9 protein-coding genes and 1 riboswitch are annotated in these 12,716 nt (G+C 64.5%); of the genes, 7 read left to right on the top strand and 2 right to left on the bottom strand.

All coding sequences use genetic code 11. The annotated features are described in order from the left end of the window. Positions 1 to 7 precede the first annotated feature (7 nt). Positions 8 to 874: an IclR family transcriptional regulator gene (locus tag ACE103_RS39565; RefSeq protein ID WP_223965991.1), complete on the bottom strand. Its 867-nt coding sequence runs from the start codon at positions 872 to 874 to the stop codon at positions 8 to 10. 169 nt (positions 875 to 1,043) lie between these two features. Between ACE103_RS39565 and ACE103_RS39560 the strand changes: the two genes are divergently transcribed. The 5 genes from ACE103_RS39560 to ACE103_RS39540 all read left to right on the top strand — a co-directional run bounded on the left by ACE103_RS39560 (position 1,044) and on the right by ACE103_RS39540 (position 8,483). Beyond that, positions 1,044 to 3,140 (top strand): 3-hydroxyacyl-CoA dehydrogenase NAD-binding domain-containing protein, encoded by a 2,097-nt coding sequence (locus ACE103_RS39560; protein WP_375777380.1) that lies wholly within the window; start codon positions 1,044 to 1,046, stop codon positions 3,138 to 3,140. Positions 3,141 to 3,316: 176 nt separating this feature from the next. Next, entirely contained in the window at positions 3,317 to 5,002 is a 1,686-nt protein-coding gene (pimA, locus tag ACE103_RS39555) for a dicarboxylate--CoA ligase PimA (protein WP_375777379.1), read from the top strand. Between the two features lie 93 nt (positions 5,003 to 5,095). Then, positions 5,096 to 6,286 (top strand): pimeloyl-CoA dehydrogenase large subunit, encoded by a 1,191-nt coding sequence (gene pimC, locus ACE103_RS39550; RefSeq protein WP_195786408.1) that lies wholly within the window; start codon positions 5,096 to 5,098, stop codon positions 6,284 to 6,286. Positions 6,287 to 6,438: 152 nt separating this feature from the next. After that, positions 6,439 to 7,584 carry a pimeloyl-CoA dehydrogenase small subunit gene (gene pimD, locus ACE103_RS39545; protein ID WP_375777378.1) on the top strand — a complete coding sequence of 382 codons (1,146 nt, stop codon included), beginning with the start codon at positions 6,439 to 6,441 and terminating at the stop codon, positions 7,582 to 7,584. A gap of 125 nt (positions 7,585 to 7,709) precedes the next feature. Next, entirely contained in the window at positions 7,710 to 8,483 is a 774-nt protein-coding gene (locus tag ACE103_RS39540) for an SDR family NAD(P)-dependent oxidoreductase (RefSeq protein WP_223966001.1), read from the top strand. A gap of 185 nt (positions 8,484 to 8,668) precedes the next feature. On the opposite strand, the gene ACE103_RS39535 is transcribed toward ACE103_RS39540, so the two are convergent. Further along, positions 8,669 to 9,877: an O-succinylhomoserine sulfhydrylase gene (locus ACE103_RS39535; protein WP_375777377.1), complete on the bottom strand. Its 1,209-nt coding sequence runs from the start codon at positions 9,875 to 9,877 to the stop codon at positions 8,669 to 8,671. Between the two features lie 76 nt (positions 9,878 to 9,953). Continuing rightward, positions 9,954 to 10,033, bottom strand: a riboswitch (SAM riboswitch). Positions 10,034 to 10,214: 181 nt separating this feature from the next. Here ACE103_RS39535 and ACE103_RS39530 point away from each other — a divergent pair. Both ACE103_RS39530 and ACE103_RS39525 read left to right on the top strand, forming a co-directional pair. Further along, entirely contained in the window at positions 10,215 to 11,273 is a 1,059-nt protein-coding gene (locus ACE103_RS39530; protein ID WP_375781273.1) for a 2'-deoxycytidine 5'-triphosphate deaminase, read from the top strand. A 207-nt stretch (positions 11,274 to 11,480) separates the two neighbouring features. Beyond that, complete coding sequence (locus ACE103_RS39525) at positions 11,481 to 12,536, top strand: hypothetical protein (protein ID WP_375777376.1); 1,056 nt, start codon at positions 11,481 to 11,483, stop codon at positions 12,534 to 12,536. Positions 12,537 to 12,716: the final 180 nt, after the last annotated feature.

Below are 12,716 nucleotides of genomic sequence, written 5' to 3'. Positions count from 1 at the left end.
ATGGAGGCTATCTGATCCCCTCGGCCAAACGTGCAACTTTCCCTCCTACTCTAGACTTTTTGCTTTGTTCTTTTTTGGATTGCGGCGCTATTCCACCGAGCGCCTGCTCGATGTTCCTTACCATCGCGACAAGGCGAGGTCCAATGTCGTTGAGTAATCTATCTTCCGTGAAGCGGAATGCCGGCGCGCCGCAATTGAAGGCGTAAGGACCGGTTCCGTCGTTCAATTTCAATGCAACGCCGGCCGCGGCGACGTCGTCCTGCCAGTCACCAGTGGACAGTGTGAAGCCGTGCTTCGCCACCGTCTCGCCGGAGCGCTCGATGCCGTCGCGGATCTTGGCCCAGCGGCTGCCATAGTGATCCCGCAGCTCGCGTAGTAGAGCCGCACGCTCTTCGGGTGGCAATGCCCAAATATAGGCACGCCCCATCGCGGTGGTCGCGATCGGCACCCGCGAGCCGACGTCGAGCTGCACGCCGAGCGCCAGGCCGTTCCGGCTCTGGCCGAAATAGATCATGCTGTGACGGTCGCGGCCGCCGACGGCGACCGCGCCGCCGGTCGCGCGCATCACTTCCTCTCGATACGGCTCGGACAAATGCCGAACGCCGAGATTGGCGAGTGCGGCATAGCCGAGCGCCATCGCCGACGGTGCAAGCTGATACTTTTCGAATTTCGGTACAGGTGTAAGGTATCCCAGCTTGGTCAGCGTGTAGGTCAGCCGGGAAATGGTTGGCTTCGGTAATTTGGTGCGGGCTGCAATCTCCTGATTGCCGAGCAGCCCGTCATTGGGTTGAAATGCACGCAGGACATCCAGTCCGCGGGAAAGCGCGACGACGAAATTGCGATCGGTCGCTGCTTTCTTGCTGGCGCGCTTCATTCCCTGCCCTTGTCATGCTCGTTGACAAGGCTCGTGCTTCAAAATAACCCTCCGTGTCAAGATGTGGAATTAAATTTCGCAATGCGAAATTGGTCTAATCTAGCGGCTCGACGCAAGTCGTGCAGCTACTCAACGCAAATTCAAGAACAAGCATCCAGGGAGAGTCCCGGTGAGTGAAGTCGTCAAGCTCGAACGTCATGACAATATTGCCGTCGTCACGGTTAATAGTCCGCCAGTGAACGCGCTGAGCGCCGCCGTGCGCGGCGGCATCTTCGATTGCATCAAGAGCGCGATCGATGATGCGCAGGTCCAGGGCATCGTGCTGACCTGCGCCGGCCGCACCTTCATCGCCGGCGCCGACATCACCGAATTCGGCAAGCCGCCGAAGCCGCCCGGTCTCGCCGAAGTGCTGAGCCTGATGGAGAGTTCGCCGAAGCCGATCGTTGCCGCGATCCACGGCACCGCGCTCGGCGGCGGCCTCGAGGTCGCGCTGGCCTGCCACTATCGCGTCGCCACCAAGGACGCCAAGCTCGGCCTGCCCGAGGTGAAGCTCGGCCTGCTGCCGGGCGCCGGCGGCACCCAGCGCCTGCCGCGCGCGGTCGGTCCCGAGCTCGCGGTCAAGATGATCGTCGGCGGTGATCCGATCAGCGCCGATGCCGCGCTGAAGGCCGGCCTGATCGAGGAGATCGTCGAGGGTCCGGCGTCGGGCGGTGAGGCATTTGCGCGCAAGGTGGTCGCCGAGAAGCGCCCGCTGCGCAAGCTGCGCGATGACGACTCTAAGCTCGTGGCGGCCAAGGCCGACCGTTCGATCTTCACCAATGCCGTCGCTGCGCTGACCAAGAAGTCGCGCGGCCTCGAGGCGCCGTTCGCTGCCGCCGATGCCGTCGGCGCCGCGATCGACCTGCCGTTCGACGAGGGCCTGAAGAAGGAGCGCGAGGGCTTCCTCAAGCTGATGAACGGCGAACAGTCCAAGGCGCAGCGTTATGCGTTCTTCGCCGAGCGTGAAGCCGCCAAGATCTCCGGCGTTCCCGAGGGAACCAAGGGCCGCAACGTGGCGCGCGTCGCCATCCTCGGCGCCGGCACGATGGGCGGCGGCATCGCGATGTCGTTCGCCAATGCCGGCATCCCGGTCACGCTGATCGAGACCGGCGAGGAGCAGCTCAAGCGCGGCCTCGGCATCATGCAGAAGAACTACGAGGCGACCGCCGCGCGCGGCGGCATCCCGGCGGACGCGCCGGCCAAGCGCATGGCGCTGATCAACGGCGTCGTCGGCATCGAGAACATCGGCGACGCCGATCTCGTGATCGAGGCGGTGTTCGAGACCATGGCGGTCAAGAAGGAAGTGTTCGGCAAGCTCGACCAATACGCCAAGCCGGGCGCGGTGCTGGCCTCCAACACCTCCTACCTCAACATCGACGAGATCGCGCAATCGACCAAGCGCCCGCAGGACGTGCTCGGCATGCACTTCTTCTCGCCGGCCAACGTCATGAAGCTGTGCGAAATCGTGCGCGCCGACAAGACCGCGCCGGATGCGCTGGTCACCGCCGTCTCGATCGCGCGCAAGATCGCCAAGGTGCCGGCCGTGGTCGGCGTCTGCGACGGCTTCGTCGGCAACCGCATGCTGGCGCAACGCGGCAAGCAGTCCGAGAAGCTGTTGTTCGAAGGCGCGTTGCCGCAGCAGGTCGACGCAGTCGTCACCAAGTTCGGCATGCCGATGGGCCCGTTCGCGATGGGCGATCTCGCCGGTCTCGATATCGGCTGGCGCTCGCGCAAGGACCGCGGCATCAAGTCGGAGATCGCGGACGCGCTGTGCGAAGCCGGCCGCTTCGGCCAGAAGACCGGCAAGGGCTACTACAAGTACGAGCAGGGCTCGCGCGCGGCGCTGCCCGATCCGGAGGTCGAAAAGCTGATCGACGAGACGCTGGCGCGCCTCGGCCGCAAGAAGCGCGTCGTCAGCGACGACGAGATCCTCGAGCGGATGATGTACCCGATGATCAACGAAGGCGCGAAGATCCTCGCCGAGGGCATCGCGGCGCGTCCGTCTGACATCGACGTGGTCTGGCTCTATGGCTATGGCTGGCCGATCTATCGCGGCGGCCCGATGTTCTGGGCCGACACCGTCGGCCTCAAGCACATCGCCGATCGCCTGGCCTTCTACGCCAAGGAGACCAACGATCCATCGCTCGAACCGGCGCCGCTGCTCAAGAAGCTCGCCGACGAAGGCAAGACCTTCGCCTCGCTCGCCGCCACGTCGAAGGCGGCGTGATCTTTCTTGGCGCCAGTTACTCGGTGTTCGGGTTCCCTCTCCCCTTGTGGGAGAGGGTTAGGGAGAGGGGTGGCCGCATCGGCACTGCCCGTGTGAACCCCCTTCCCCAACCCCTCCCCACAAGGGGGAGGGGAGCCCACGCGCCGCTGCTCACCTAACAGGTGTTGAACGTTTCCATGACCTATCCCGGCGAACAATATTATCCCAAGGGCGTGCAGTGGAGCGACGAGATCACGCGCGGCACGCTGCCGGACCTGCTCTCGAATGCCGCCGCCGAGTTCGGCACGCGTCCGGTGCTCGAATTCCGCGACCGGCAGATCAGCTACAGCGAGCTGGAAGCGTTGGTCGAGACCGCGGCCGCCGCCTTCATGCGGGCCGATTACGGCAAGGGCACCTCGGTCGCGCTGTTCCTCGGCAATTCGCCCGATCACCCGATCAACTTCTTCGGCGCGCTGAAGGCCGGCGCCCGCGTCGTGCATCTGTCGCCGCTCGACGGCGAGATCGCGCTGTCGCACAAGCTCTCCGATTCAGGCGCGCGCGTGCTGGTCACCAGCAACCTCTCGGCGCTGCTGCCGACCGCGTTGAAATTCCTCGCCAAGGGGCTGCTTGACCGCCTGATCGTTTGCGAGGATGACAATTGGGGCAAGGTCAGCACACCGCAGACCGCGTTGCCTGACAATCCCGCGATCATCACCCACCGGCAATTCATCGACGGCGCAGTCAAGCCGTCGCAATGGCCCGCCGTCGACGTCGAGGACGTCGCGCTGCTGCAATATACCGGCGGCACCACGGGCCTGCCCAAGGGCGCCATGCTCAGCCACGGCAATCTCACCGCGGCGGTGTCGATCTATGACGTCTGGGGCAAGCCCGGGCGGCTCGAACGCAACGCGATCGAGCGCGTCATCTGCGTGCTGCCGCTGTTTCACATCTATGCGCTGACCGTCGTGCTGCTGTCGGTGATCCGGCGCGGCCATCTGATCTCGCTGCATCAGCGCTTCGACGTCGGGGCCGTGATGCGCGACATCGAGGTCAAGCGCGCGACGGTGTTTCCCGGCGTGCCGACGATGTGGATCGCGATCGCCTCGCTGCCCGACCTCGACAAGCGCGATCTGTCCTCGCTCGTGGTCGCCGGCTCCGGCGGCGCGCCGCTGCCGGTCGAGGTCGCCAAGATCTTCGAGCGCCGCGTCGGTATGAAGCTGAAGAGCGGCTGGGGCATGACCGAGACCTGCTCGCCCGGCACCGGCCATCCCAAGGAAGGGCCGGAGAAGCCGGGCTCGATCGGGCTGATGCTGCCCGGCATCGAGATGGACGTGGTGTCGCTGGAGGATTCCACCAAGGTGATGCCGGTCGGCGAAGTCGGCGAAATCCGCATCCGCGGCCCGAACGTCACCAAAGGCTATTGGAACAGGCCGGCGGAGACCGCGGAGGCCTTCGTCGGCGACCGCTTCCTGACCGGCGACATCGGCTACATGGACGCCGACGGCTATTTCTATCTGGTCGACCGCAAGAAGGACATGATCATCTCCGGCGGCTTCAACGTCTATCCGCAGATGATCGAGCAGGCGATCTACACGCATCCTGCCGTGCAGGAAGTGATCGTGATCGGCATTCCCGACGATTACCGCGGCGAGGCGGCAAAGGCCTTCATCAAGCTGCGCGACGGCGAGAAAGTGTTCTCGATCGACGAGCTGCGCACATTCCTCACCGGCAAGGTCGGCAAGCATGAATTGCCGGCGGCGGTCGAGTTCGTCGACGAACTGCCGCGTACGCCGGTCGGAAAGCTGTCGCGCCATGAATTGCGGCAGCAGCAGCCGAAGACATCTCAAACCACGCAACAAACCGCATCAGGATCGCGCTCTTGATGGACGATATGGTGCAATGAATCCGTCGTCGCGGCGTTTGCCGGGACGACACCGAGAATGACGAGGAAGTTGAACTTCAAAAAGGAGGATCCGATGGATCTCGCTTTCACCAAGGAAGAGATAGCGTTTCGCGAGGAGGTACGGGAGTTCTTCAAGAACAACGTGCCGCCGGAGACCCGGCGCAAGCTGCAGGAAGGCCGCCATCTGTCGAAGGATGAGATGGTCACCTGGTGGCGCATCCTCAACAAGAAGGGCTGGGGCGTCACCCACTGGCCGAAGGAATATGGCGGCACCGGCTGGACCACCGTGCAGCACTACATCTTCAACGAGGAGCTGCAGTCCTATCCGGCGCCGCAGCCGCTCGCCTTCGGCGTCAGCATGGTCGGCCCTGTCATCTACACCTTCGGCAACGAGAAGCAGAAGAAGGAATATCTGCCGCGCATCGCCAGTGTCGACGACTGGTGGTGCCAGGGCTTCTCGGAGCCGGGCTCGGGTTCGGACCTCGCCTCACTGAAGACCAAGGCCGAGCGCCGTGGCGACAAGTGGATCATCAACGGCCAGAAGACCTGGACCACGCTCGCCCAGCACGCCGACATGATCTTCTGCCTCTGCCGCACCGACAACAACGCGAAGAAGCAGATGGGCATCTCCTTCATCGTTTTCAGCATGAAGTCGAAGGGCGTCACCGTGCGCCCGATCCAGACCATCGACGGCGGCCACGAGGTCAACGAGGTGTTCTTCGACGACGTCGAGGTGCCCTACGAGAACCTGATCGGCGAGGAGAACAAGGGCTGGGATTACGCCAAATTCCTGCTCGGCAATGAGCGTACCGGCATCGCCCGGGTCGGCGTCTCGAAGGAGCGGCTGCGCCGCATCCGCGCGCTGGCCTCCAAGGTCGAGTCCGGCGGCCGTCCGGTGATCGAGGATCCGGCGTTCCGTGAGAAGCTCACAGCCTGTGAGATCGAGCTGAAGGCGCTCGAGCTGACCCAGCTCCGCGTCGTCGCCGACGAAGGCAAGCACGGCAAGGGCAAGCCGAATCCGGCTTCTTCGGTGCTCAAGATCAAGGGCTCGGAAATCCAGCAGACCACCACCGAGCTGCTGATGGAGATCATCGGTCCGTTCGCCGCGCCCTATGACGAGCACGGCGATGCCGGCTCGAACGAGAGCATGGATTGGACCGCGCAGATCGCGCCGAGCTACTTCAACAACCGCAAGGTCTCGATCTACGGCGGCTCCAACGAGATCCAGCGCAACATCATCAGCAAGGCGGTGCTGGGGCTGTAGGCCTCACCATTATCGTCATTCCGGGGCTTCGCGTAGCAAAGAGCCCGGAAGCCATAACCACCATCGTGAGTATGGATTCCGGGCCTGGCCCTTCGGGCCATCCCGGAATGACGCCGCGGATAGCATCAGCACTTTGACAATAGGGAACGAACATGGATTTTGATCTGTCCGAGGAGCAGCGGCTTCTCAAGGAAAGCGTCGACGGTTTGCTGGCGGATGCCTACGACTTCGATGCGCGCAAGAAGTACATGAAGGAGAAGGGCGGCTGGAGCAAAGCGCTCTGGGGCAAGCTCGCCGAGCAGGGTCTGCTTGGTCTGCCCTTCGCCGAGACCGACGGCGGCTTCGGCGCCGGCGCGGTCGAGACCATGATCGTGATGGAAGCGCTCGGCAAGTCACTGGTGGTCGAGCCCTATCTCGCCACCGTCGTGGTCGCCGGCGGCTTCCTGCGCCATGGCGGCTCGGCCGAGCAGAAGGCCAAGTACATCCCCGGCATCATCGACGGCAGCAAGACCTTCGGTTTTGCGCAGCTCGAGAAGAACTCGCGCTACGACCTGTTCGACGTCGTGACCACGGCCAAGAAGAAGGGCGACGGTTGGGTGATCGACGGCGAGAAGTTCGTCGTGCTGAACGGCGAGAACGCCGAGACGCTGATCGTGACCGCGCGCACCAAGGGCGGTCAGCGCGACAAGTCCGGCGTCGGCGTGTTCCTGGTTCCGGCGGACGCCAAGGGCGTCACCAGGAAGGGCTATCCCACCCAGGACGGCCTGCACGCGGCCGACATCACCTTCACCAATGTCGAGGTCGGTGCGGATGCTGCGATCGGCGATCCCGAGAACGGCCTGCCCCTGATCGAGCGCGTGGCGGACGAAGCGCGCATTGCGCTGTGCGCGGAAGCCGTCGGCGCGATGGACGAGTCGCTGAAGGAGACCGTCGAGTACATCAAGACCCGCAAGCAGTTCGGTGTGGCGATCGGCTCGTTCCAGAGCCTGCAGCACCGCGCCGCCGACATGTTCGTGGCGCTGGAGCAGGCCCGCAGCATGTCGATGTTCGCGACCATGGCGTCGGACTTCAGCGATGCCAAGGAACGCTCGTCCGCGGTCGCGGCCGCCAAGGTGCAGGTCGGCAAGTCCCTGAAGTTCGTCGGCCAGCAGTCGATCCAGCTTCATGGCGGCATCGGCATGACCATGGAAGCCAAGATCGGCCACTACTTCAAGCGGCTGACCATGATCGAGAACACGCTCGGTGATACCGACTACCACCTCCGGCGCGTCAGCGAGGGCGGCGGGCTGTTGGCGTAGTTGCCGCCGTCATTCCGGGGCTCGCGAAGCGAGAACCCGGAATCTCGCGCCACAACTTCTGGATTCCGGGTTCGCGACTGTGTCGGGCCCCGGAATGACGTGTGAACCTCAGGGAGGCAACAACAATGAAAAACACCCCGTTCGATCTCACCGGCCAGGTCGCAGTCGTGACCGGTTCGAGCCGCGGCATCGGCCGCTCCTCGGCGGAGCTGCTGGCAAAACTCGGCGCCAAGGTCGTGATCTCCTCGCGCAAGGCGGATGCCTGCCAGGAGGTCGCCGACGGCATCAAGAAAGAGGGCGGTGACGCGCTCGTCATCCCCTGCAACATCGCGCGCCGCGCGGAGGTCGAGGGGCTGATCTCCGGCACGATCAAGCACTACGGCAAGATCGACATCCTGGTCTGCAACGCTGCGGTGAATCCCTATTACGGTCCGCTGCTCGACATCACGGACGAGGCCTTCGACAAGATCATGGGCTCGAACGTCAAGAGCAACATCTGGCTTTCCGCGTTGGCGATCCCGCAGATGGCGGAACGCGGCAAGGGCTCGGTCGTGATCATCTCTTCGATCGGCGGACTTCGTGGTTCTACGGTGATCGGCGCTTACGGCATCTCCAAGGCGGCCGACTTCGCGCTGTGCCGCAGCCTCGCCGGCGAATGGGGCCCGAAGGGCGTGCGCGTCAACTGCGTGGCGCCGGGTCTGGTGAAGACCGATTTCGCCCGCGCGCTGTGGGAGGATCCGGACAATCTGAAGCGCCGCACCGCATCGACACCGCTCCGGCGCATCGGCGAGCCCGACGAGATCGCGGGCGCGGTGGCCTATCTCGCTTCCGATGCCTCGACCTTCATGACCGGCCAGACCATCGTGGTCGACGGCGGCGTGACGACGGCTGCGACGTAAGGCTCTCTTGCTTCGCCTCTCCCGCATGCGGGGTAGGCCGACGCGCTCGGCAGCGCTCTTGCGCGCCGGAGCGCGGCGGGTGGGGGCTCTCTCCACGATGTGACTCGCGGAAAGAGCCCCCACCCCGACCCTCCCCCGCAAGCGGGAGAGGGAGCTCAGTTCGCTTTGGGGTTTCTACGCCGGCCTCAAACCTGCTCCAGCGCGCGCTCAAAATCCTCGATCAAATCGTCGGGATGTTCGAGCCCGGCCGAGAAGCGAATGAAGCCTTCGCTGATGCCGAGCTCGGCGCGGGCCTCCGGCGCCAGGCGCTGATGCGTCGTGGTCGCGGGATGCGTCACCAGGCTCTTGGCATCGCCGAGATTGTTGGAGATGCGCGAGATCTTCAGCGCGTTGAGGCAACGGAAGGCGCCGGCCTTGCCGTCCTTCACCTCGAAGCCGACCAGCGTCGATCCGGCGCCCATCTGCTTCTTCACCGTGTCGGCCTGCGGATGATCGGGGCGGCCGGGATAGGCCAGCCGTGTGATCTTCGGATGGTTGGCCAGCGCCTCGGCGATCTTCGCCGCGTTCTCGGTCTGCGCGCGGACGCGGATGCCGAGCGTCTCGAGTCCCTTCAACAGCACCCAGGCGTTGAACGGCGACAGCGACGGGCCGGTCTGGCGCATGAAATTGTGGATGTGCTCGGCGATGAAAGCTTCCGACGACAGGATGACGCCGCCGAGGCAGCGGCCCTGGCCGTCGATATGCTTGGTCGCCGAATAGACCACGACGTCGGCGCCGAGCGACAGCGGGCTCTGCCAGATCGGCGTCGCGAACACATTGTCGACGATCAGCCGTGCGCCGCCGCTATGCGCGATCTCTGCGATCGCACCGATGTCGAGCACGTCGAGCGTCGGATTGGTCGGGCTCTCGAGGAAGAAGGTCTTGGTGTTCGGCCGCAATGCGCGCTGCCACTGGTCGAGATCGAGCCCGTCGACCAGCGTCGTCTCGATGCCGTAGCGCGGCAACAGGTCCTGCACGACGTAGAGGCAGGAGCCGAACAGCGCCTTCGATGCCACCACGTGATCGCCGGCCTTCAGCGGTGCGAGGATCGCGGTGGTCACCGCGGCCATGCCGGTCGCGGTCGAGCGCGCGGCTTCCGCGCCCTCGAGCTCGATCATGCGGCGCTCGAACATCGCAATGGTCGGGTTGGAATAGCGCGAATAGATGAAGCCGGGATCCTGGCCCTTGAAGCGCGCCTCGCATTGCTCGGCGGTGTCGTAGACATAGCCCTGGGTGAGGAACAGCCCTTCCGACGTCTCCCCGAATTGCGAGCGGAGCGTGCCGCCATGGACGAGGCGGGTTTCAGGACGGAAGTGGGCAGTAGACTTGGATTCAGAAGACTTGGATTCAGACATGTGACCTCCGAAGTGGCCATTTCCCTCGGAAACTGGCCACAAAAAAACCGGCCTGGAGAAACCTCCACAAGCCGGGATCACACTGTCCCCGGCCTGTTTAGCGACTTATTTAACGTGGCTGCAAGCCGGCCGGCTCAAATCACCACGGGATAAGTGCAGCTGATATTCCCTCGCGCCCTTTCCGTCAAGACGGTCATCGGATAACCCGTAAAAGCCCATAATTTGGGGCTTGGTGGCCGCTCGGAGTATGATTTTGGGCCATCTCGAGGGATCGCCGAGGGACCGCGACGTGTCGTTCACGCTGGAAGATGAATCCAACGGAATCCTGCCCGACCGCATGATCGCGGAGATGGCGGAGGCCGGCCTCATTCTGCCCGTCTACGACTTTGTCGAGAGCCAGATCCAGCCGGCGAGCCTCGACCTGCGCCTCGGCGACATCGCCTACCGCGTCCGCGCCAGCTTCCTGCCGGGGCCCGGCGCCACCGTCGCCGAGCGGATCGACCAGCTCAAGCTGCACGAGATCGATCTCTCCGACGGTGCGGTGCTGGAGACCAACTGCGTCTACATCGTGCCGCTGCTGGAGAGCCTCGCGCTGCCGCCGGAGATCGTGGCCGCGGCCAACCCGAAGAGCTCGACCGGACGGCTCGACGTCTTCACCCGCGTGATCGCCGACGGCACCCGCCGCTTCGACATGATCGGTGCCGGCTATCACGGTCCGCTCTACGCCGAGATCAGCCCAAAGACGTTTCCCGTGCTGCTGCGCGAGGGCTCGCGGCTCAGCCAGGTCCGTTTCCGGATCGGCGAGGCGACCTTGACTGCCGACGAGCTCGACGCGCTGCATGCCGCCGAGCGGCTGGTCGATGCCGACAATGCCGACCTTACCCACGGCGTCGCGCTCTCGGTCGATCTGTCCGGCGAGAACTCCGGCGGCTTCGTCGGCTATCGCGCCAAGCGCCACACCGGCGTGGTCGATGTCGATCGCCGCGGCGGCTATTCGGTCGAGGAATTCTGGGAGCCGATCAAGGCGCGGCCCGACGGCAGCCTGATCCTCGATCCCGGCGAGTTCTACATCCTGGCTTCGAAAGAGGCGGTGCAGGTGCCGCCAGACTACGCCGCGGAGATGGTGCCGTTCGATCCGCTGGTCGGCGAATTCCGCGTCCACTATGCCGGCTTCTTCGATCCCGGCTTCGGTTATGCCGGCGCCGGCGGCAAGGGCGCGCGCGCCGTGCTTGAAGTGCGCTCGCGCGAGGTGCCGTTCATTCTCGAGCATGGCCAGATCGTCGGCCGCCTCGTCTATGAACGCATGCTCGAGCGCCCGGACGCGCTCTATGGCCAGCGCATCGGCTCGAACTATCAGGCGCAGGGCTTGAAGCTCTCCAAGCATTTTCGCGTGTAATTCCGTAGTCCGGATTTCGCGTCGTCCTCCGCTGTCATTCCCCGCGAAAGCGGGGAATCCAGTACGCCGCGGCCTCTCGATCGACAACGACTGTCTCTGGAATACTGGATCGCCCAATCAAGTCGGGCGATGACACTGCGCTTGGGTTTGGTTGCGTCGCCGCGCCGGTGATGACACAGTCCAGAAAACAACAAGCCGGGAGCGAACATGAGCGCCGCAACAGATTCAGCGCAGCAGGAAGCGCAGTGGCGGAAGTGGCGCAGCGTCGCCGATCTCTATCACGCCTTCTTCACCGGGCTGATCCTCACAGTGGTCACGCGGCGCGGCACCGCCGATGCCGCCGAGTTCGTCTTCCGCGTGTTTCGCCGCCAGCAGCAGGAGCGCTTCCTGCCCGGCTTGAAGAAGCTCGGCCTCGACGGCCTGCCGCCTGCGGTCGCGGCCGCGCAGTATCACTATCTCTCCAACTGGATCGGCGGCGTGCATGTCGAATACATGTACGAGTCCGACCGCAAGGCTTGGATCCGCTATCCGCCGCCGCGCTGGATCTGGAAGGGCACGGCGATCTGCGGAGTGCCCGGCGAGGTCTCGCGCGCGATGCTGCGCGGCTGGCACGCCAACAACGGTGCAGCCCTCGGCGATCTCAGGCTCGGCTTCGTCTGCACCAAGCAGAGCGTCGACGGCCAGGACGGGCTCGAGGGCTATTACTGCGAATACGATCATCCGCTCGAGCTCGACCAGCGCCTGGTGTTCGCGCGCCACCTCGAGGCGCCGCTGTTCGACCCGAAGACCGCGCCGGCGCTGCCGGTCGACAGCTGGCCGAAGCCGCGGCTGGAAAAGGCCTATCGCAACTACGCGATGGAATATGTGAAGACGGCCGCGCCCGTCATCGTCCAGGTGTTCGGGCCTGAGGATGCGAGCTATCTGCTGCATCTCACCGGCAGGCTGATTGGCATGCAGTATTTCGACGAGGTCGCGCAGGCGCTCGGCGGCGGTCGTGGCCGTGCCACGGAATTTGCCGCATTCCTGCGCACTCTCTTCGAGTCGCAGGACGATGCTGCTGAGATCAGCGAGTCCGAGGGCCAGTTCGAGATCCGCCAGCAGGGCTGGAAACTGATGGCGGATGTGGCCGATTATCATCCGGCCTGCGCCAGCGTCCTGACAGGCTTGTTCGAAGGGCTGGCGGCCGGCTGCGGACGGCATATTCCGGTGCATCTGGAGCCGAATGGCGCCGCCGGCGCGCCGTTCGTCTGGTCAATCGGCTAGACACAGATCACCCTCCCCTGGAGGGGGAGGGTCGGCTCACAGCGAGCGAAGCGAGATGTGAGGCGGGGTGGGGTGATCTCTCCACTCAGGCAGCGCCCGATATGAGAAACCTTCACCCCACCTCGGTTCGCATTTCATGCGAACCGATCCTCCCCCTCCAGGGGAGGATGACCTGTATCT

This window comes from Bradyrhizobium sp. ma5 (assembly GCF_042258955.1).
In the GTDB taxonomy this organism is placed as follows: domain Bacteria; phylum Pseudomonadota; class Alphaproteobacteria; order Rhizobiales; family Xanthobacteraceae; genus Bradyrhizobium.
Note: the sequence above shows the minus strand (reverse complement) of the source record. Positions and strands in the feature narration are given on the sequence as shown.